10 protein-coding genes are annotated in these 21,987 nt (G+C 66.6%); 8 read left to right on the top strand and 2 right to left on the bottom strand.

Features of this window, described 5'->3' with window-relative positions:
* The 8 genes from KVA01_RS12660 to ykgO form a co-directional block, all read left to right on the top strand.
* Window positions 1-293: hypothetical protein (locus KVA01_RS12660; protein WP_170221160.1), on the top strand; the 293-nt coding region annotated here is incomplete at its 5' end.
* Window positions 290-6,787, top strand: coding sequence for a DEAD/DEAH box helicase (locus KVA01_RS11310; protein ID WP_141270345.1), 6,498 nt, complete (start codon window positions 290-292; stop codon window positions 6,785-6,787). The genes KVA01_RS12660 and KVA01_RS11310, both read left to right, overlap by 4 nt.
* A gap of 4 nt (window positions 6,788-6,791) precedes the next feature.
* Window positions 6,792-9,119: a 3'-5' exonuclease gene (locus tag KVA01_RS11305; RefSeq protein WP_068468442.1), complete on the top strand. Its 2,328-nt coding sequence runs from the start codon at window positions 6,792-6,794 to the stop codon at window positions 9,117-9,119.
* Window positions 9,116-10,201 carry a restriction endonuclease gene (locus KVA01_RS11300; RefSeq protein ID WP_068468440.1) on the top strand — a complete coding sequence of 362 codons (1,086 nt, stop codon included), beginning with the start codon at window positions 9,116-9,118 and terminating at the stop codon, window positions 10,199-10,201. The genes KVA01_RS11305 and KVA01_RS11300 overlap by 4 nt, the downstream gene beginning before the upstream one ends.
* 53 nt (window positions 10,202-10,254) lie before the next feature.
* Window positions 10,255-17,031 carry an anti-phage protein ProA gene (gene proA / locus KVA01_RS11295; protein WP_141270343.1) on the top strand — a complete coding sequence of 2,259 codons (6,777 nt, stop codon included), beginning with the start codon at window positions 10,255-10,257 and terminating at the stop codon, window positions 17,029-17,031.
* A 33-nt stretch (window positions 17,032-17,064) separates the two neighbouring features.
* Window positions 17,065-17,706 carry a DUF4396 domain-containing protein gene (locus tag KVA01_RS11290; RefSeq protein ID WP_174805726.1) on the top strand — a complete coding sequence of 214 codons (642 nt, stop codon included), beginning with the start codon at window positions 17,065-17,067 and terminating at the stop codon, window positions 17,704-17,706.
* 30 nt (window positions 17,707-17,736) lie between these two features.
* Window positions 17,737-18,348 (top strand): YdhK family protein, encoded by a 612-nt coding sequence (locus tag KVA01_RS11285; RefSeq protein ID WP_141270341.1) that lies wholly within the window; start codon window positions 17,737-17,739, stop codon window positions 18,346-18,348.
* A gap of 159 nt (window positions 18,349-18,507) precedes the next feature.
* Window positions 18,508-18,630, top strand: a complete 123-nt coding sequence (ykgO, locus tag KVA01_RS11280) for a type B 50S ribosomal protein L36 (protein WP_039100650.1) — start codon at window positions 18,508-18,510, stop codon at window positions 18,628-18,630.
* A gap of 143 nt (window positions 18,631-18,773) precedes the next feature.
* On the opposite strand, the gene KVA01_RS11275 is transcribed toward ykgO, so the two are convergent.
* Together KVA01_RS11275 and KVA01_RS11270 are read right to left on the bottom strand one after the other, a co-directional pair.
* Entirely contained in the window at window positions 18,774-19,406 is a 633-nt protein-coding gene (locus KVA01_RS11275; RefSeq protein WP_141270338.1) for a TetR/AcrR family transcriptional regulator, read from the bottom strand.
* A gap of 64 nt (window positions 19,407-19,470) precedes the next feature.
* Complete coding sequence (locus tag KVA01_RS11270) at window positions 19,471-21,987, bottom strand: glycoside hydrolase family 3 protein (protein ID WP_141270336.1); 2,517 nt, start codon at window positions 21,985-21,987, stop codon at window positions 19,471-19,473.

The following is a 21,987-nucleotide window of genomic DNA, read 5'->3' as shown; positions in this document are numbered from 1 at the left end:
TCTATACCTACGAACGGGGCGAAGACAAGCGCGGCAAGGTCTACGACTCCACCGGCCGTCTCATCCCGTCCGCGGTACGCACCGCGTGGAACAAGGCCGGGCGCCCCGAATACGGCCTGAACATCGAGGACCGCACGTACGTGACCGCGGAGGGCCGTCAGATCACTGCTCCCGAACCGTTCCGCATCCTGGACCGGGAGGCGGACATGCGCGAGGCGTACGCCGTATTTGCCGAGTGGATGGAGCAGGGTGTGTATCGGCCGGGTGTCTACGAAGGAGTCAACGGCGCATGAGTGAACTGCTGCCCTCGCTGCAGGCCGAGGCCGTGCAGTCGGCCCTGGTGGAATACGTGACCACGGCCATCGAGTTCTCGGACCAGTACGCGCGGGAAGCATTCAGCTCGTTCCTGAGCGACAAGGACGAGGGCATCTTCCGGGGGCCGTTCCTCCGGACGCGGTTACCGTTCCACACGGACACCGCTACATCGCCGCTGGACGTGCTCCCGGAATGGTTCCAGCCCTACGCGCACCAGGCAGAGGCGTTTCGCAGACTGACCACGGACCCGTCTGTTCCGGGGGCGCAGGACCGGCAGGGGTTGCGTCTGCCGGAACCCACCATTGTGACCACGGGGACGGGCTCCGGCAAGACCGAGGCGTTCCTCTACCCCCTGCTGGATTACGCCGTACGCGCCCGGAAGCAGGGACTGCACGGCATCAAGGCGATCATCCTGTACCCCATGAATGCCCTGGCCAATGACCAGGCCGGGCGCCTGGCGCGCATGATCCACGAGAACCCGGCGCTCCAGGGAGTGACTGCGGCGCTCTACACCGGTGAGCACTCGGGCGCCCCGCGCACAGCCATGTCCGCGGAGGGGCTGATCGAGGACCGCCACACGATTCGGTCGGTGGCCCCGGACATCATCCTCACCAACTACAAGATGCTGGATCAGCTGCTGTTGCGGTCGGCGGATCGTCCGCTGTGGGAGCAGTCCGCCGAATCCCTGCGCTACCTGGTGCTGGACGAGTTCCACACCTACAACGGCGCGCAGGGTACCGATGTGGCCATGCTGATCCGCCGCTTGCGCCTGGTGCTGGATCGGCTGGCACCGCAGCGCATGGCCATGATCCCGGTGGCCACGTCCGCAACCCTGGGGGACGAGAGCGACATAGCCCCCGTGGCCGAGTTCGCGAGCACCATCTTTGGCACGGATTTCACACCCGAATCTGTGGTGACCGAGCGACGGGTCACCCAGGAGTTGCTGCGGGACGAGGCCCTCGCCCGCGTGGATCGCTCGGCGTGGCGGCCTCAGGAACACCCCACCCTGGGGCAGCTGGAAACGGTGTTCGAGGTCCTCCCGGTCACGCAGGGCGGGGTGTTGCCCGATCCCGAGGAGCTGACCCACAGAGTGCTCGGCGTCCTGTGGCAGGGGTCCGACGGTGTCTCCGCCGGTGTCGCGGTAGATCCCGCGACCGCGCGCGATCTCTTCCTCGCTCATCCCCTGGTGAGCGATCTGCTCTCACGCACCGCCAAGGCCACGCCGGTGCGTGACCTCAGCGTTGCCCTGGTGCCCCATCTGGATCCGGATACCACAGGGGCACGCTTCATCGAGGCCCTGTGCGGGGCGCTGTCCCACGTGCGCTCGGGAGCCCAGCGCAACAGCTTCCCCAACGTGGAGGTCCACCTCTGGACGCGAGAGGTTTCTCGCGTGGACCGCGCGGCCTCGCCCGCGGTGGCGTTCTCGTGGAGCGATGATCGCACCATCCATGACGGCAGCTTCCTCCCCGCCATTTACTGCCGTCTCTGTGGCCGTACCGGGTGGGGCATCGCCCTCACCGGTACCAACGACCTGGTGATCAAACCCCAGGCCATTCGTGAAGCGCACGTGCGCCACACGGGGCGCTTCCGCGCGTTGATCTCCCTCCCCGGCGCAGAACCCGGTGACAACGAGAGGGTGCGTTTCCTGGACCCCGAGCGTCGCAGCATCGAGGACACCCTGCCCCCGGAGGACGCGGGGGACGTGGACACCCTTCCCGTGCTCATGCACGTGGGATTGGAAGCGGACGCCCTTTCCAACGAGGACACGTGCCCCTCGTGCCGGGTGCCCAATGGCATTCGCTTTGTGGGATCCCGCACCGCCACGCTGCTGTCCGTGGCCCTGTCCAGCCTGTTCGGCACGGCGAGATTGGACCCCAGCGAGAAGAAGTCCCTCGTGTTCACGGACTCGGTGCAGGACGCCGCGCACCGAGCGGGATTCGTGGAAGCACGGTCCTACTCGCTCGCCCTGCGCTCAGCCATTGAATCGGCCCTCACCGAGGAGCCCGCTCCCGTCGAGGATGTGGTCGAACGCATGATGGCGAACGCCCACACCCCCGAGGACCGCTACCGATTGCTGCACCCCACGATTGCCCAAAACCCGCCCGTGCGCGGATTCTGGGATGACACGGAGACGGCGCGGCGGCGTCGTCGGGCGGCGGACCTGGTGGCCACGCGCCTCGAGTTCGACCTGGAACTCGAGGCCGGCCTCGTGGAGTCCTACGGCCGGACGCTGGCCGCGACCGGCACCGCGGCCGCGTCCGTGGACGCGCCGGACGACCAAATGCGCGCCGTGGCGGAGGACGTCCTCGAGCGTGCCGGGCGGCAGATGACGCTCGACGTCGCCGTCGACGGACCCGCCCAGCCGCTCACGAGCGTGTGGGTGCGCGGAGTGCTCGAGCGCCTCCGGACGGACGGCGCGATCGCTCACGAGTGGCTGCGGCCGTACCGCGCGAAGGGCGGGATGCGCTACAACATCTGGGGTGGTCGCAGACCCAAGGACGTGATGCCCGCGTTCCCACCGGGACGGCGCTCTCCCGCGTTCCCCGCCACGGGGCGCCTCAAGCCCAAGACCGGATTCACGGATTCCAGCAACTCGTCCAGCTGGTACGTGGACTGGACCTCCCGGTGCCTGGGAGTGGACAAACGCAGCGCGGGACACCTCATGAAGCCGCTCTTTACCGCGCTCAGCGATGCCGGACTCACGGACACCGTGGGGGTGACCGAACGCGGGACCACCACCTCCGAGAGCTACGGGTTGCGGCCCGAAAAACTCATGATGGCCCTGGCCCCGCAGCCCGCGGAGATCCTGCGCTGCCCAGCATGCGGGGAGATGGTCACGGGCCTGCCCGAGACCCTGACCGCGATGGACGGCGGCCCGTGCACCGCGTACCAGTGCAAGGGACACCTCCGGCGGGATCAGCTGCGCGGCAGCTACTACCGCAGCCTGTATCGCGGGGACATGCGGCGCGTGATCGCCCGGGAGCACACCTCTTTGCTGCAAGCGGAGACGCGGCTGGAATACGAGAACGAGTTCAAGAACAGCGAGGCCACCCCGGGTGCGCCCAACGTGCTGGTGGCGACCCCCACGTTGGAGATGGGTATCGACATCGGCGATCTCTCCACCGTGATCCTCGCGTCCATCCCGGACACCGTGGCCTCCTATTTGCAGCGGGTGGGCCGCGCGGGGCGCTTGACCGGCAACTCGCTGGACCTCGCGTTCATGACCACGCGAGGGAAGGGCTCGGCGTTCATCGAACCCGAGTTCATGCTCAATGGCGCCGTGCGGCCCCCGGCGGCCTATCTCTCCGCGGAGGAGATCCTACACAGGCAGTACACGGCGTTCCTCATGGACCGGATGGCCGGGGACGACGGCGCCCCGGACCCCGCCCGCGCCGCCTCCGTGATGAAGTCCAGCGGGCCTCAGACCTTCCTGGGGGTCTTGCTCGCGGACGCCAAGGAGCACGCGCAGCAGCGGCTGGACGAGTTCCTCTCCGCGTTCCACGTGAGCGATGACCCCCGCCGGGGCATGACCCGGGACGCCGCGGCGGCACTGCGGGCGTGGGCCACGTGGCCCGGGGGTGAGGAGCCCAGCGGTCTGGAGAAGTCCGTGAAGTCCTCCGTGCAGCACTGGTGGCACGAGAAGAACGAACTCACGCACCGTCGCCAGGCCGTGGAGAAACGACTCCGAGAGATCGCCGAAGGTACGGTGGTCATCACCGCGGAGGAGGACAGACAGCTCACCACCGAGCTGGAAGGCCAACAGCAACTGCTGGACGAGCAGGAGCAGAAGCTCGGTGCCGTGGAGGACGACGAGGCGCGCAAGCGTGAGGAACGGCGGCTCTCCGGAAGCCAAGCGCGTCTGCGGGCGGAGTCCTCGCAGCTCAGTCACGAGCACTGGATCAGCGTGCTCGAACGCTTTGGCGTGCTGCCCAATTTCACGCTGTACGACGACGCCGTGAGCTTGGAAGCGACCCTCACCTACCGAGACGAGCACGACAACTGGAAGCACATCCCGGCAGAGTACGAACGCTCCGGATTCACCGCCCTGACCGAGTTGGCCCCCGGGAACCATTTCTACGCGGGGGGCCACGAACTGGAAATCGACTCCGTGGACGTGGGTAGCAACGGTGACGGCGTGCGGCGCGTGGCCTTCTGCCCGGACTGCGGTCACAGCACCACGTTCGACGCCTCCGAACGGCTGGACTCGTGCCCCACGTGCCACCGGCCGGGCATCGCGGACGAGGGCCAGCACCTGCACGTGGTGGAACTGATCAAGGTGTCCTCCACCATGGAGCTCAACCGCGCCAAGATCACGGACGCCTCGGAAGACCGGGCGAGCACCAGCTACGACACCCTGACCATCCCGGACTTCACCGCGGCGGACACCCGGGCCCAGTGGTCCGTGGCCGGGACCGGTGTGGGCATCACCTTCCGCCGCGGCTCCCGCCTGACCCGGCTCAATGTGGGCAAGCCGCGCGAAGGGGCTCGGGAGGCCACCCTGGCCGGGCGTACACAACGCATCGGCGGGTTCGTGATCTGCCGTGAATGCGGTCACCTGGACACCACCCTGGGAGAGAACAAGGCCCAGGAACATCAGGGGTGGTGCACCCAGCGTCGCATGGAGAACCCGGAGTCCGTCTCCGTGGTGCTGTCCCGAGAGCTGACGACCGAGACGATCATGATCAGTCTCCCGCCGTCCATCACGGATGACAGCTCGGGGCGCTCGCTGTGGAGCTTCTACGCCGCGCTCATGGTGGGGCTGCGGGAACGCTTCGGAGGGGAAATCAGCCACCTGGGGATGGAAGTGGTCCCGGACGTCTCCCGCAACAATGCGGACTCGCTCCTGCTCTACGATTCCGTCCCGGGTGGCACCGGGTACCTCGCGGAACTCGCCTCCCCGGAGTCGCTGTGGCAGCTGCTGCGACAGGCCCACGATTACCTGACGCAGTGCCCGTGCCAGGACGAGGGCAAGAGCGCGTGCTTCCGATGCCTCATGCCCCACGTGCGGGCCTCCCACCGAGAGAGCCTGGACCGGCGGCGGGCGGTGGAGATTCTGCGCACCGTCCTGGGTTCCCCTGCGCCCGGCGCGGAGATGTCCTGGCGGGTTGAGGAAGGCAGCGCCCCCGCGGGGGACGATTTCGAATCGTCGATCGAACACCGCTTCCGACGCCTGTTCCGCGCGGCCGTCGGCCTGTTGCCCGGTGCGGACATCACGGACACGGTCAGTGATGGCGGGGCGGGGTTCTCCGTGTTCCTGAGGGACGTCCGCTATTCCTTCGCATCCCAGGTGCAGCTGATGGACACCCAACCCGACTTCCTGCTCAGCTGGCCGGCCACACAGGGCATCAAGGGTGCCGCCATCTATCTGGACGGTCGCGAGTATCACGCGTCCACGGCCCACAACAGGGTGGGCGACGACGCCGCGAAGCGCCGCGGTCTGCGCGAACAGGGCTACTTGGTCTACGCGGTGACGAACAGGGATCTCGACGCGTACGAGGCCGTTCAACGCGGCGAGCCCGTGGAGTCGGTGCTCGCGAACATGTGGGACCCCAGGATCCTCCGGGCTGTGCAGTCCCGCGGGGCGCTGAGCGGGGATGACCTCGCCTACCTGAACGCCAACCCGATGGACCAGCTGCTGAGCCTCATCAAGGGCACCCTGCGGGACCCGTTCACACGTCAACGCACCGTGTCCCAACAGCTCAACCTCCTGCTCTTCAACGGCGTGCAGTCCTCGGTGAGCCCGGAGGCACTGGGCGCACAAGCGGTCGACATCCTGGACACGCCTGCCGGGGACACGCCGCCTGTCCCTCGGCGCCAGCCCACGACCCGGGGCTTCGTCCGCAGGGAAGGGCCGCTCGTGATGTTGGGCGACGTCACGTCCCCCGTGAACAGGCTCGCGGTGGTCCTTGATGATCGCGATGACGCGGTGGCATCCCCGTACTTCGCCGAGTCGTGGCGGCAATGGCTCGCGCTGGCCAACCTGCGGCAGGAGGTGCAGCCCGGATCCGTCACGGTGGTGGAGACGAGGTCTTCGCTGACGCAGATTGCCCGCGAGGAACCCGAGGACGTCTCCGATTCCTGGCTGGAGTTCTTGTCCCACACGTCCGAGGAGCCCGCGCCTGCCCGGCAGACCACGGCGGGGTTCATGGACGTGACGCACGCCCAACAGCCCGTGGAACTGACGGCACAGTGGCAGGAGCTGGTGGAGGAAGCCATGACCCCGGAAGAGGCCACCATCCTGAGGCTTGCGGGCCGGTTAGACCTTCCCGTTCCGGAGATCGGCGAAGAGGTCGAGGGCTACCCGGTGGACCTGGCGTGGCCAGGACTGCGGATTGCGTGGCTCTCCGACGCGGACCTCGTGACGGACTTCCGAGAGGTGGCGCCCGCGGGCTGGACCGTGACCGGTCCGGACGTCGCCACTGTCCAGAACCTCCTGCAAGGCCGGGGCGGCGCCCCGGCGGAAAGACGGTGACGCCATGACGGCCCCTCACAAGCAGCTCATCCTGGACCGCGGATTCGTCTCGAGCTACGACAGATCCATCTCTGGCAAGGTCAACGCGACCATGGAGAAGCTCATGCGGGACAGCACCAGCAACGGCCTGCATATCGAGCCCATCCAGAACAGCGCAGACCCGCGAGTGCGGACCGCCCGCGTGGATCAGTTCCACCGCATGGTGCTGTTCGACCTCGCGGATCTCTGGCTGTTGTACGGCGTGTATGCCCACGACGATGCCTACACGGTGGCCGCAAAGGCATACGCCCGCGTGAACCCCATCAACGGCGCCGCGGAGATCCGGCACGTGGAGCCCGCCACCGGATCCGGCGAGGGGCACTACACGGACTCCGAGCTCAAGGCGATCGTGGAGGCCCGCGCCGCGGAACTGATGGCGAGGCAGCAGGACGAGCAGGCGGCGTCGTCGTCCGAGGCGAACGAGACCAATCCGCTGGGTGGCTACGAGGCGGGGAATCTCGCGGCCCAGTTGGGTGTGGACGAGCCAGTGGCAGAGGTCGCGGTGGCCGCCGCGTCGGAGGACGAACTCGTGCGATTCCTGGAGCGCGTGGGCGGCTGGCAGGAGGACGCCCTGCTGGACCTGGCCACGGGCACGCCCCTGGACGAGGTCCGGACCCGGTACACCGCCGCGGACGACGCGCCGACCGGTGGTACCGAGGTGGGAGTGCCCTCCGAGACCGATGCCGTGGTCCGCGCGATGACGACACCGCGCGCAGCGTCCCGTTTCCACCTCATCGAGGACGACGCCGCCTTGGAGAAGGCACTGGCCAGCGGCGACTTCGAGGCCTGGCGGCTCTTCCTGCACCCCGATCAGCAGGAATACGTGGACAAGAAGACCTCGGGACCGTTCCGGCTCTCCGGCGGCGCGGGCACCGGTAAGACCGTGGTGCTCGTTCACCGCGCGGTGCGGCTCGCGCGGGAGAACCCCGAGGCGCGCATCCTGGTGGTGTCCTACACACGCAACCTGGTGGACATGATCGGGCAGCAGATCCGCGCGTTGGATCCCGGTGTGCGGATGGCTGCGCAGGTGGGGCAGCCCGGCATCAGCGTGATGACCCTGGACCAGGTGGCACGGCGAGTACTCGCGGAGGCGAACGGCACGGACGTTCTTCCCGAGGCCATGGAGCGAGTGCTGGGCTGGGGCGTGCGACAGTCCCCGGAACCGCGTAACGCGGGTGCGTACGGCACGAGTTCCTGGGACGAAGCCATTGAGGCCGCGGGCCAGGAGCTCCCCTCGGAGCTGGCCGTGCCGGCCTTCTTCCATTCCGAGTACCAGGAGGTGATCCTGCCCGCCCGGATCACCGAGGAGAAGGACTATCTGCGGGCCCCGCGTGTGGGACGAGGATCGCGTTTGGGACGCAACCAGCGCAGAGCCGTGTGGGCCGCCGTGCAGCGTTACCGGGCGGACGGACTCGCGGCACAGCAGATCGACTGGGACGAGGCCGCGGCGGTGGCCGCCGCGGTGCTGGACGGTTCAGAGAATGCGTCCACGGTGGACCACGTGCTGATTGACGAGGGTCAGGACTTCACCCCCACCCGCTGGATGCTCGCCCGAGCAATCGTGCCGGAGGGGCCCGACGATCTGTTCATCGCGGAGGACTCCAATCAGCGCATCTACGGCCAGCGGATCGTGCTGGGCCACTACGGGATCAAGGTGGTGGGCCGCTCCCGCAGGCTCCGCCTGAACTACCGCACCACCGAGCAGAACCTGAACCTGGCGCTCAAGGTGCTCGAGGGCGGGGACTACAACCTGGACGAGGTCGAGGGAGAACAGGCCGACCACGGCACAGAGCGCTACATCTCCAGCCGCTCCGGCCCCACCCCGGTGTTGTTGCCCGCCGATGACCTGGCCCAGGAGTACGACCGTGTGGCCGCGCTGCTGAAAACCTGGTCCGTCGAGATGGCCGAGGAAGGGCTCGCGGCAAGCACGCTGGGCATCCTCACACGCACCAAGAAGCAACGGGATGCCCTGGTGCGGGCCCTGGGGGAGAGGGGCGTCTCCGTGGCGCCCGTGGATACGCAGAACATCCCCGTTGGCACTCCCGCCGTGATGACCCTGCACCGCGCCAAGGGCACCGAGTTCTCTCGGGTGCTGCTGTTCGAGGTCAGTGACGCGTCCATCCCGCGGTTCTTCGCCGGGAACCAATACGACGACAAGGCCCGCGAGGACAACGCCCTCCGAGAGCGCTCACTGCTGTATGTGGGGGCTACCCGTGCGCGGGACATGCTCGCGGTGTCGTGGAGCAAGAAGGCGAGCCCGTTCCTGCCGGCGATCACGGGGGCCCAGCGATGACCATGTGGGGTATCCACAACGATGTACTCAAGGACGAATTATTGTCCCAGGGGTTCGTATCCGTCGGGTGGGAGGTGGGAGACATTGCGCTGATGGGCGACAACCCGGACCGTATCAAAACTGCCTTGCAGGTCAGCGAACCGAACGCCAAGCAGAGGGCAATCGCAACCTGGGCCGGGATCTTGCGTCGCTTCGCCTTCGAGATGGCGGAGGGTGACCTGGTCATTTTCCCCAGCAAGACGGACCGAACCCTCAACTTCGGAGAGGTCATCGGTGGATACGAGTACTACCCCGGTGCACAATCCCACCGCCATCGACGTCCCGTGCGATGGCTCAAGACGGGTGTCCCCCGCGGCATCTTCCCCAAGTCGGCCCTCTATGAAATTGGGTCCGCACTGACGCTGTTCAAGGTCAAACGACACGAACAACTCTTCCGAGAGTTCCTGGATTCGCCTTCCGAGGAGGATTTTCTCGAGCGACCGCGCGTCGAGGATGAGTCCTGCGTGGACCCCGCCACGAGTAGCTCTCCCACGACCGCGGCAGTTGCCCCGAGGGAAGGAGAGCTCGAAGACCTGGAGGCGACGACGGCCTCGTTGCCCACGGCAGAGCAGATCCAGGACAACACGTACGACTTCATCACCCGCACGCTGCTCGAAGATCTCAGCCATGAAGAGTTCGAGCATTTCGTGGCAGATCTGCTCAGAGCCATGGGATACCAGGCCCGAGTGACCAGTTATTCAGCCGATGGGGGTGTGGATGTCGTGGCCCATCGAGACGTCCTCGGGCTCGAGCCACCGCTCATCAAGGTGCAATGCAAACACACCACGGCTACCAAGGGACGCCCGGATATCCAGGGCCTGCTGGGAACGCTGGCGGTCAAAGACGAACATGGACTGTTCGTCACGCTGGGGGCCTACAGCGGGGAAGCTGCGGCGTTGGAGCGGGAACGCCAGAACCTCCGCCTGCTGGGCGGCCAGGAGATCACGGACCTCACGCTGACCTACTACGAGTCACTCCCGGCAAGATGGCGGGACAAGCTGCCCCTGAAACGCATCTATGTCGTGGACGAGAAGGTTTCCTAGACTACTGATAGTTTCGTTCTCAACAACTTAATCTTGCGAAAGCGATCCCCCCAATGCGCGCTTCTCTGTCCTACGAAACGGCCCTGCAGGCCGGTGCCGTTCTCTCTCACACGCTTCGTCCTTTGGTGGAAGAACACGCCCCGGTGCCGGGGGACCCCGAGTCATGGATTGACGTGATTTCCCGGTCTGACCTGCAACGACTTGGTCGCCACGACGCAGACTATGCGCTGGACGACCCCAGGGTGATCCTCAAGACCATCATCTTTCATGCTGAGCAGTTCGAAGGACTCTTCGAACGCACTGACATCGGGTGGGCCACTGAAGCGCTGCGCGTGCTCAACCTGGCCAACTCCGCGAGCACGAGCCTTTCCTCCAGTACCGTGGTGGCCGGTCTTGAGGCCATGGAGCTGTTGATGGATGTGGTGGGGGCCGAGCAGGCGTCACGGCGGATAGCCGAGCTTGCAGATGGACAGACCTTTACGTATGAGGATGTCCTGGTGGGCGTCACCCCTGTGACGCGGGCGCGAGAAGAACGTATGCAGACTCAGGAGCCACTGAGTGAACCACAGATTGCACTGGTGGTGGGCCCCTCGGAGGAGCCCGCAGGTCTTCCGGACGAGTCCACCCCGCCGATCATCGAAGGGAACAGCTCGGGCCGCGAGACAACCGAGCCAGAGATTTCGGGGGAGCCTGTACCGTCACCCGATTCGGACGGCTTGGGCGCGGACGCTTCGACGGGCGACTCATCACTCGCGGAGTCGGACGGCGACGACGCGTTGGATGCGCACGCTCCCAGTCCCGAGGAGCAGCTCCTGACGGACCTCATCTACTATCGGGACTCCCAGCCGGGCTGTCGGACGGCTCATTTTACGTGCGGCCCGGTCAAGGTAGATGTTCGATATCGCGAAGCTCTCAACTTCGCCCTGATCCACAACAACGTGAGTCCCGTGGTCCAGGTCATCGCGGGACACACGGACGACAAGAGTGCCCATTCCGTGGACGAGATCGTCGTGAGTCTAGGGGATGAGGCGGATGCCATCTCCGCAGATCCCCTGCGCATCGCTCCGATGAAATTGGCGGCGGTCCCTGAGAAGCGATACTACGAACTGCAGGAACGGGAAGGTGCGGACCTCGCCTGGGCCGTGCCGGCCCGTCAATTTGCTGACATCGAGGAAGCAACGCAGACCACGTTGCGCATCAATGTGGTGATCGACGGGGAACGGCAGACCCAGAGTCATCCGATCACGTTGCTCGCCCGCAACGAGTGGTATGCGCGCTCCATCCCCGAGCTGCTGGCTGCGTTCGTCACCCCGAACAGCAAGGCGCTCGTGCCCATCATGCAGCGGGCCAGTGATCTCCTCCTGGAGAAATCCGGCTCCTCATCGCTGGAGGGCTACCAGTCGGGATCCGAACGCGCGACCCTGATCGCGGAATCGGTCTATCGCGCTGTCCACGAATTAGGCCTCACGTACGTCAACCCTCCAGCCTCGTTTGAGGACACCGGGCAGAAGGTTCGGCGGATAGAAGAGGTCGTCGAGGACCGCATGGGGACCTGCCTGGATCTCAGTGTCCTCTACGCTGCCGCGTTGGAGCAGGTGGGCTTGAACCCCGTTATTATCCGAAGCCCGGGGCACGCCTTTGCCGGTTTTCTGACGCAGGACATTCAACTCGCGGAGCTCGCCCTGGCAGACCGGGGAATGATCGATAACGTGGTGCGCAGCGGATTACTCGTTCCCGTGGAAATGACACTGGTCACGCGTTCCACCGTGGTCCCCTGGAAAGAAGCGATCCGGGGCACCGAAGCACACTTCGACGGTGAGATCTACTACGTCCTGGACATCGCAGCCGCCCACCGGCGGGTCAGGCCCCTTCCGCGGTTCCGGACGGACAGCGTGGGGGACGTGGTGGAGCTGGTCGAAGAACGCCCGGCTGCCACGCCCATCCTGATGTCCGTGGAGGAGCCACCGGCCGAAGCGGCGACCTACCGGGAGTCTGCGGAGAAGAACCTCCCGGCCCGGATCCGGGCCTGGCGCCATTCCTTGCTGGACCTGTCCCTGCGTAACCCGTTGCTGAAGCTCCCCTCCCGTGCCATGTCTTTGGCCGTGGCGGAACGTTCCCTGCCCACGTTCGAAGACATGTTGGCGGCGGGTCAGCGCCTCACCCTTCGGGCCCAGGACGATATCGCCGAACTGGAGACAGCGGCGGGGCACCGGTCGGCGCGTGAGTTGGGAGATGACGCTCTAGACCGTATCCTTATATCCGAAAAGACGCTCTACGCGAGTGTCTCGGCGGCTAGCTATTCCACCCGTATAGACAAGCTCCGGAGAGATGCACGAACGGCACTCGATGAGTCTGGGGCGAACAGCTTGTTCGTCACACTGGGTGCTCTTGCGTGGAAGACACCGACGGACCAACAGGCCCTGGCTCCCCTCTTTCTCCTTCCTGTGCGGCTGGAGGGCGGTAAAAAGCAGAATTACCGGCTCTCCATCGATGAGGGGGCCACGGTGGAACCCAACTGGTGCCTCATCGAGAAGCTCCGTGCAGAATTCAACCTGCGGATCCCGGTTCTTGAGGAGCCCCCGGAGGATGCTCACGGAATCGACATCCCGCGTGTACTGCAGGAAGTCCGCTCTGCATTAGCTCTGAAAAAAGTATCATTCCACGTGCAGCCAGACGTTCGACTGGCCATTCTGCAATTCGCCACCGTGGAGATGTGGCGGGACCTGGGGGAGCACTGGGAAGACTTCCTGGAGAACCCCGTGGTGAAGCATCTGGTGGAGACTCCGTTGGAAAACTTCGAGGATCCTGTCCCTGTTCCCGCCATGACCGAACTCCTGGAGGCGGATGCGGTTCTGCCTGTTCCGGTCGATGGATCCCAGCTGGAAGCCATTGTGTGGGCCAGCGCTGGGAAGACCTTTGTCCTGGAGGGACCGCCAGGGACGGGGAAGTCGCAAACGATCACCAACATGATTGCCGACAGCCTGGACAAGGGGAAGAAGGTTCTCTTTGTCGCGGAGAAGCAAGCGGCACTCGAAGTGGTCCGCACCAGGTTGGACCGCGTGGGGCTTGCGCCGCTCACACTGCAGCTCCACGGACGTAAGCAGTCCGTGACAGATGTCAGGAGGCAACTGCTCGAGTCCTGGGAGGCCGAGGGTGAGGGGAACAGCGCCTCGTTCACGGCACTGAAGCAGGACTTCCGGCGCTCTATCGAGTCTCTGGCGGCCTACCCCAAGAGGCTTCATGGCGTATCTGACCGCCCACTTTCCGTGTGGCAGGCCCACCAGAACTACCTGGGCATGGCGCAGTACTGGGGTCGGATGAACCACTCCTCAGAGCTGGACGATGTGAAGATCCCGCCGCGCATCATTCGCGATACGTCGGAGGCAGATCGAGTGTCCACCGTCGCGGCGCGGGCTGAGAAGGCTATCAAGGCGTTGGGGGATCACTGCCTCGTGGACGATCCCTGGCTCCTTGCCGGGCCTCCTTCGGCAGCAGCCGAACTGGACACTTCCGAACCGAACGTGATGCAGCACGTGCGTGAATTTCTCGCGCACCACGACCGCTTGCGGGAGGCGGACAAGGATCTCTTCCGGCGCTACCCGGAACCGGAATCATGGGATGTCTTGGCGTCGTGGTTGGAACAGGTGAGAGTTGGCCGCCACATGTCTCTGGCTGACTATCGGGAGGTCACTGAGCGAGTGACGGACTGGGATGCGGAGATGAATCTGCTGTTGGCAGATATCCGTCAGTTCGTCATCGAGCTGGGGGAGTTTGCTGCAGTCCTGCGCCCCGAGGCATGGGGTGTGGACACCGCAGCCTTGCAACGTCAGCTGCGCGAAGCGCAGAAGAAGCTCTTTGGACGGAATCGGGCTCTGGGGGACATCCAGCAGTATCTCGAAACCTTGGTCTTACCCTTCGCCCTGGATCGGGTGGCAGACCCGCGCGTTTTTCTGAATCATCTGGGTTGGGCCCAGGAGCGGGCCCAAAAGCTCGACAGGGATGCCGCACGGTTATTCCCCCAGCGTCTGGGTTGGACGATTCGAGATCCGCGTCAAGTGGGTCTTCCGGAGGACATGCTGCGCCGTTCGGAGGGCGTGAAGCAGGTCAGAGGGGTATTTGCTGACCGGGATATCGAGAGATTCGAAAGCGGAGCGCAGGCCCTGGATGTCTCCTCATACATGCAGTCGTGGCAGAGCATGACGGCGGTGTTGAACGCGGACTCGGAATCGCTGTGCCTCTGGCGCGGTGATGATGATCTCCTGGCAGCCATTGATCGCAGTGCGGATGGCTGGCGGGAGCAAGCCGAGAGGGATCGAACAGCTGGTCTGCGCCGTTACCAGCGAGCTGTGGCAGCGGTTCGTGAGGTAAGGGCGTGCGGCCTGGAGGAGGCGGCAGATGCACTTGCGGAAGGGCGCCTCAGCCCGGAAGACCTCGCAGCGAGGCTTCGGTTGCGGATCGTCCGGGAACAACTGGCGGACAGGATGGACGAGACCGACCTCCTGCAGTTCGACCCCGACGATCGTTCGCAGCGCGTCTCGGAATATAAGTCTCTGAGCGACCGTGTGCGCGCCGGACTACGGACGGAGCTCCCCGCGAGACTTCTGCGGCAGCGCGGGCTCAACAAGGAGCGCCCCACCCCTTCGCAGATGCAGCTTCGTCAGGAGATGGACCGCAAGCGTGGTGGCACTATTCGTCAGCTCATTGAGTCCTCTGGGGACGCCATACTGGATGTCACCCCGTGCATGTTGATGAGCCCCTCGAGCGTGGCCAAGAATTTGCCGGTGGGAGCCGTTCATTTTGATCTCGTGATTTTCGATGAGGCTTCGCAGATCAAGGTCGCGGACGCCGTGGGTTCTCTGGGGCGGGCACGATCGGCGGTGGTGGTGGGGGACTCCCAGCAGATGCCACCGTCGTCGATGTTCGCCTCCGGTTCCACCGAGGACGACGACGTCGAGGCCGGGGATGCGGTGGTGGCCAGCGATCAGGAGTCGATCTTGTCCCAGGCGGTGAGCGCGAATCTTGCTCGCAAAATGCTCACGTGGCATTACCGAAGCCAGGACGAATCACTCATTGCATATTCGAATCGGCGCTATTACCAGGGCGAGCTCTCCACCTTCCCCGCCCCTCCGATCGAGCGGCCGGGGTTCGGAATCACACTCCGGCGGGTCGACGGACACTTCGATGGGGGCGGCCGTCAGGCAACGCGAACCAACCCGGTGGAAGCTCAGCTGATTGTCGAGGACGTGATCGACCGGTTGGAACGCGATCCCGAGGCATCGATCGGTGTGGTGACCTTCAATAAGCAACAACAGACGCTGATCCAAGACCTTCTGGAGGACCTGGATAATCCCGCTGTCCGGGAGGCCCTGGCCAAGGATGAGGACGCCTTGATCGTCAAGAACCTGGAGAACATGCAGGGTGACGAACGGGATGTCATCCTCTTCTCCTTGGCGTTCTCTCCAGACCCGGAGACGAAGAAATTGCGGCTGCAGTTCGGCCCGCTGTCAGCTCAGGGTGGCCAGCGCAGACTCAACGTGGCGATCACGCGGGCTCGCCGCGAAGTGGTGATCTACAGTTCGTTCGACCCCGAGCACATCGACCTGCAGCGCACGAGTTCGGAAGGGATGAAGCACCTGCGCGAATACTTGATGTTCGCGAGGGAAAACACTCAGACCCCGCTGTCGGACTCCGGGGCAGGGACGAAGGAACTTCACCGACAGGACGTGGCCGGTGCTTTCAGGGCGCTCGGATACGAGGTGCGGGAAGAGTTCGGTATGTCCAAGTTCCAGGTCGATCTGGCGGTTCGTCCGGAAGGGGAGGACCGGTGGTTCGCGCTCATGCTCGATGGGCCCGCCTGGGCACGGCGATCGACCGTGTCGGACAGGGACGCGGTCCCGGCGCAGGTGCTGACGCAGATGGGGTGGGCGGACGTCATCCAGATCTGGCTGCCAAGCTGGTGGCAAGACAGAGATCAGTCCATTCGCGCTGTGCAAGACCGGATGGAGGCTGCCGCCCAGGAGGATGCGCTGAATGTGGAACCTGCGGTGGAGCCGGTACCTGTACCAGCGGTGGAGCCAGAGGAGCCAGAGGAGGCAGACTCGGCGACGGCGGCTGATTCGCGTGCAGTCTTTGCCCCCGACGGCGAACAGCGCGAACGCGTGATGTCCGCTCTGGATCATGCGTTTCACCATGCCCTCGATACAGCGGCGCAGATGACCCCGGTCGAGGAGCAGCCGGAGCAAGCGGTGGGCCCCGTCGCCGTGGAGGTGAAACCGTTCCGTCCCGCTGTCGACCACGATGCCGGGAACCCCACCGTGCTCGATGCTCTACCGTCCCCGATGAGCCAGAGGCAAGTTGCTGAACAGTTGGCGGAGGTGATCGAGGCGGAAGGGCCCGTGCTCGATCGCGTCTTGGCATCCAAGGTCGCAGCACGGTTCGGCCTGGGAAAGACGAACAGTAAACGCCGTGAGCAGATCCTTGCCTGTGTGCCCTCAGACGTACCCGTGACGCACACGGGCGGAGAGGCTTGCTATTGGCCTCGAGACGCTCAACCTTCCACGTGGAATATTGTGCGCGTGGACGAAACAGGTGCCTCGGCACGAGACATCGTGGTGATCCCACCGCAGGAGATCGACAACGTGGTGACCCTCGTTCTGCAGCGTGCGGGTCGAGACCTGTCCTTCAGTGACATTGTCTATCGGGCAAACAGCATCCTGGGTTACAAGCGGACCGGCAGCCGTATCAATGGCGCATATCAGCAGGCGATCGATCGGTTGATGCTCCACGGTACGGTCATCCGCACTGGGGACCAGTATGGGATAGCACCCTGACTCCATACCCCCAGAGGGTATACAGTCGGGGTCATGAACACCGGTACGTCCCCTCACGCGAGTGAGCACTCGGGCCACCCCTCAGCTCATCCCGGCCATGCCCACGACCACACCGACCACGCCTCACACGACCACGCGGACCACTCCGGTCACGACATGTCCGGCATGGCCGCCAGCGCCACCCTGCACTGCCTCACGGGCTGCTCCATCGGCGAGATCCTGGGCCTGATCCTCGCGACGATCTTCGGCTGGGGCAACGTCACGAGCACCGCCGTGGCGATCGTGCTGGCATTCGTGTTCGGCTACACCCTGTCCGCGACCCCGCTGATCCGTGCGGGCATCGACCTGGGTCAGGCCCTGCGCCTGGTCCTTGCCGCGGACACCGTCTCGATCCTCACCATGGAGGTCGTGGACAACCTGGTCATGTGGGTCGTCCCCGGTGCCATGAGCGCGGGCCTGATGGACTCCCTGTTCTGGATCTCCATGGCCCTGTCGCTCGTGATCGCCTACGCCGCGGCCTACCCGGTCAACAAGGCCCTGCTGCGCCGCGGCAAGGGGCACGCCATCACGCACCACGCCACCGGCGGCGGCCCCATGGACAACCGCCCCTTGGCCTACGGCATCACCGCGTTCATCCTGGGCGGCTTCGTGGCCTCCCTCGGATCCTGGCTGTAACCGTCCGTACCTGACGAAAGGACACTTCCCATGCGACGCACTCCCCTCGCCCTCGCCGGCATCGCCCTCCTCGCGGTCGCCACCGGCTGCTCCTCGGGCGACGACGCCGACCACGACGCCGCGTACGAGACGAACCACGCGACGTCGTCGTCCCCGAGCGGCGCCTCCGGGACCCCCACCGCGGAGGCCTCCGCAAGCGGCGGCGCACACATGCACTCGATGGACGGCGGCCCCGCCCCCGCGGGCATCACGGCCGCGAAGAACCCCACCTACCCCGTGGGTACCGAGGTCACCCTGACCACCGACCACATGGCGGGGATGAAGGGCGCGCCGGCCACCGTGGTGGGCGCCTACGACACCGTCGCCTACGCGGTGGACTACACGCCCACGGACGGCGGCGAGAAGGTCACCGACCACAAGTGGGTGGTGCAGCAGGAGCTCAAGGATGCCGGGTCCGAACCACTCGCGGACGGCACCGAGGTGACCATCGAGGCGGACCACATGCCCGGCATGAAGGGCGCCAAGGGCACGGTGGTTTCCTCCACCACGCAGACCGTCTACATGGTCGACTACCAGGCGGACGGCATGACCATGAAAAACCACAAGTGGGTGGTGGAGGACGAGATGACGCCGCGCACGTAGCGTCCGGTCGCGCGGTGACGGGCGACGACGACGGCGCTGCCGCCCCGCCGCGCGCGGGTCACCGTGGCAGGGGAAGGAGTGGGGCGGACGCTGCCAGACCGGCGCTTGACCCCCGTGCTAGTCCCCCAAGCGAGAACCGTTCGCAAATAGGAGGCCCCCATGAAGGTCCGCAACTCGCTCCGCTCCCTCAAGAAGATCCCCGGCTCCCAGGTGGTCCGCCGCCGTGGGAAGACCTATGTGATCAACAAGAAGAACCCGCGCATGAAGGCACGCCAGGGCTGAGGCCTGCGCCGCCGCACCTCACACAACGGCATCACTACCCGCGACTGCGGGGCTCCGCTACCCGCGGGCCCCGCGGTGGCCGCGCTTTCGGTGACCCGGCGACGTCGTCGCGCCGGGGGCCACTCGAGTCGCAAGCGGCCCCCTCACCGCCGCCAGCGCGCCTCGAACGCCTCCACCAGGCACGCCAGCTCGTCCGCCATGCCGGGCGCGGTGCCGGTGAGCCACTGGGTCTGCAGTCCGTCCATGGCGGCCACGATCAGCCGGCACATCGCGTCCAAGGGTGCGTCCGGCGCCAGCTGACCCGCCTCGGCCGCCTGCTGGAAGGCGTTGCGGAGACGGCGCACGGTCGCCTCGTGGTGGCGCCGCAACCATGCATTCGCGGGGTGCTCCGGATCCACGGCCTCCCCGGAGACCGTGGTGAACAGCCGCACCATGCCGGGGTGCTCCTCGTTGTTGCGCACCATCTGCACCATCGCGTGCAAGTAGTCCCACCCGGTGGGCCGTGCGCCCGCGTCCGCGAACGCCCGGGCGGTGTCCAGCTCGTCCCGGCGGTCCATCACCGCACCCAGGAGGTCGTCCTTCGTGGGGAAGTGGTGCACCAGCCCGGTGTGGCTGATCCCCGCTGCCTTCGCGACCCGGCTCATGGACGTGCCGCGGTAGCCGTCCACGGAGAACAGCTCGGCGGCGACTCTCAGGATGTCCTCGCGGCGCGCTGCGGTGTCCGCGCCGCGGGGTCGGCCGCTCGGGCGGCTCGTCGTGCTGGTTCCTGTGGGCATGGTCTCTCCTCGCTGGACGGAACGCGGCGGGCACCCGTACGAGCACCCGCCGCGTCCTCTGGACTCAGTTCAACGGTAGCCGCGCCCGCACGTCGCCGAGACCGCGCGCGACCACCAGCTCGCCGTCCGCCTCCAGCTCGCGCCACGTACCGGCGGACTCGTCCCAGCGGCGGAACAGGCGCGGATTGCACGCGACCTCCACGCGCGCCGTCGCCCCGGCCGGGACCTGCGCGCCCTGGAAGCCGACGAGCCGGATCGGCTGATCGGTCTCCGCGGGCTGGAAGTACACCTGCACGGTCTCGCGCGAGTCGCGCTCGCCGGTGCTGGTCACGTCCACGGCCACGCTCAGCATGCCGGCGGACCGGGACTCGGAGACGGTCGCGTCCCCGTACTCCCAGCTGCCGTAGCCCAGGCCGTGCCCGAACCAGAACAGCGGTTCCGCGGCCCGGCCCGCGTGGTAGCCGCGGTAGCCCACGAACACGTCGTCCGCGTAGTCGAGCCCCAGGTCCTCGCCGGGGGTCACGTCCCACGCGGGCGCCTGGCCGTCCGCGGCCGGGTAGGTGGTCACGAGCCGACCGGTGGGCTCGAGCTCACCGGTCAGCGCGGCGGCCACCGCGTGACCACCCTCCTGACCGGGCAGGCCCACGACCACCACGGCGTTCATGTCCGCGAGCCACGGCATGAGCACGGGGGTGGCGGCGTTGACGACCACCACGGTGCGCTCGGCGGCGGCCGCCACGCGGCGCACCAGCTCGTCCTGCTCACCGGGCAGCGCGAGCGTCGTCTTGTCCGCGGCCTCGGTCTCCTGCTCCTCGGACAGCCCCACGACGACGACGGCGGTCCCCGCCTCCCGCGCGGCCCTCGCCGCGTCCTCGATCACGTCCTCGTCCGGCCGCGGCGCCGGAGCGGCCACGATCGCGGTGAGCCCCATGGCGGACATGTCCAGCAGGTGGCTCTCCTCCGCGAGACCCAGGGCGGGATCGCCCAGCAGCTTCTCCCGCCAGTCGATGGGATCCAGCGCGAGCGTGGCGGTGAGCTCCGCGTGCGACGGCAGCTCGAGCACCTCGGAGAAGGCCGGCGGGCGCAGCATCGTCTCGCCCGGATCGGTGCCCTCGAAGGTGAGGTCCGCGGAGATCTCGTGCCCGGCGACCTCCACCCGCCAGCGACCGCCGCCCACGGCACCCACGGTGACCGGACCGGCGTCGTTGCCGAGCACCGCGCGCAGCACGGCGGTGGTGGGGGTCTGGGCGAGGTCGTCGTCCCAGCCGATCGAGATCGCGGGGGAGTCGCTGTGGTAGCGGGTGAGCTCCTGGCCGTCCGCGGCGAACAGCGCCACCTCCATGCCGGGGGTGCCGCTGGCCGGATCGCTCGTGAAGGCGGGGGACGCCGGGACCGCGCGCGTGCGGATGCCGGGGCCGTCCAGCACGGTGACGCGCTCGCCGAGCACGTCACGCATGCCCTCCGCGATGCTCACCTGGTACGGCGGGTTCACCTGCGCGGAGCCGCCGCCCATGTTCACGGTCTGGGTGGCGTGCCGCCCGATCAGGGCCACGGGCCCGTCACCCAGCGGCAGGGCGCCGTCGTTCTTCACCACGGTCATCCCGCGCACCGCGATCTCGCGCAGCTGCCGCTTGCGGACGTCGGAGTCCGGCGCCGGCATCTGCGCGGCGCGGTCCTCCGCGCCCGACGCCGCCCCGAGGGCCCCGGTGCGCTGGGCCAGCAGCAGCAGCCGGGCCAGGTGGTCATCCACCGTGTCCTCGGAGACCTCGCCGGTGCGCACGGCCGCGACCAGGCGCTCGCCCCACGGCCCGTCGGGACCGGGCATCACGAGATCCAGACCGCCGTTCGCGGAGGCCACGGTGCGCTTGGTGGCGAACCAGTCGCTCATGACGAGCCCGTCCCACTCCCACTCGCCCTTCACGATCCGGTTCTGGACCTGGTCGTTCTCGCTGGCGGCCACCCCGTTGATGTCGTTGTACGCGCACATCATGGACCACACGTGCGAGTCCTCCGCGGCCATCTCGAAAGGCAGCAGGTAGACCTCGCGCAGCGCGTCCTGGGAGACTCGCGAGTCCATGAAGTTGCGCAGCGTCTCCGACTCGTTGGCCACGAGGTGCTTCAGGCAGGCAGACACGCCCTGGTCCTGCATGCCCCGCACGTACGACGACGCCGCGCGGCCGGTCAGGTAGGGATCCTCCGAGTACGCCTCGAACAGGCGCCCGCCCAGCGGCGTGCGGTGCAGGTTGATGGTGGGCCCGAGCACCACGTTGATGTGCTGGCGCTGCGCCTCCTTGGCGAGCATGGTGCCCACCTGCTCGGCGACGTCGTCGTCCCACGCCCCGGAGATCAGGGTCGCGTTGGGGAACAGGGCCACGGGGTCCCCGCCCACGAACTTCAGGCCGCGCACACCGGTGGGCCCGTCCGAGAAGGCAAGGGGCGCCAGGCCGATGCTCTCGTTGCCGGGCAGCGTGAACGCGGTCTCCCCGGTGAGCAGGTGCACCTTCTCCTCGAGGGTGAGCTTGCCGATCAGCTCCGCGAACTGCGGGACCGGTGAGGATGCTGCGTGGATGGTGTCCGTCAT

This window comes from Kocuria varians (assembly GCF_006539885.1).
GTDB lineage: Bacteria > Actinomycetota > Actinomycetes > Actinomycetales > Micrococcaceae > Kocuria > Kocuria varians.
This window is presented reverse-complemented; position numbering and strand designations above follow the sequence as displayed.

What these genes read in the sequence shown, in the direction of transcription:
- KVA01_RS11305 (WP_068468442.1), top strand. Translation starts at nt 6,792, where the DNA reads ATGACGGCCCCTCACAAGCAGCTCATCCTGGACCGCGGATTCGTCTCG.
- KVA01_RS11310 (WP_141270345.1), top strand. Translation starts at nt 290, where the DNA reads ATGAGTGAACTGCTGCCCTCGCTGCAGGCCGAGGCCGTGCAGTCGGCC.
- ykgO (WP_039100650.1), top strand. Translation starts at nt 18,508, where the DNA reads ATGAAGGTCCGCAACTCGCTCCGCTCCCTCAAGAAGATCCCCGGCTCC.
- KVA01_RS11290 (WP_174805726.1), top strand. Translation starts at nt 17,065, where the DNA reads ATGAACACCGGTACGTCCCCTCACGCGAGTGAGCACTCGGGCCACCCC.
- KVA01_RS11285 (WP_141270341.1), top strand. Translation starts at nt 17,737, where the DNA reads ATGCGACGCACTCCCCTCGCCCTCGCCGGCATCGCCCTCCTCGCGGTC.
- KVA01_RS11300 (WP_068468440.1), top strand. Translation starts at nt 9,116, where the DNA reads ATGACCATGTGGGGTATCCACAACGATGTACTCAAGGACGAATTATTG.
- KVA01_RS11270 (WP_141270336.1), bottom strand. Translation starts at nt 21,987, where the DNA reads ATGACGGACACCATCCACGCAGCATCCTCACCGGTCCCGCAGTTCGCG.
- proA (WP_141270343.1), top strand. Translation starts at nt 10,255, where the DNA reads ATGCGCGCTTCTCTGTCCTACGAAACGGCCCTGCAGGCCGGTGCCGTT.
- KVA01_RS11275 (WP_141270338.1), bottom strand. Translation starts at nt 19,406, where the DNA reads ATGCCCACAGGAACCAGCACGACGAGCCGCCCGAGCGGCCGACCCCGC.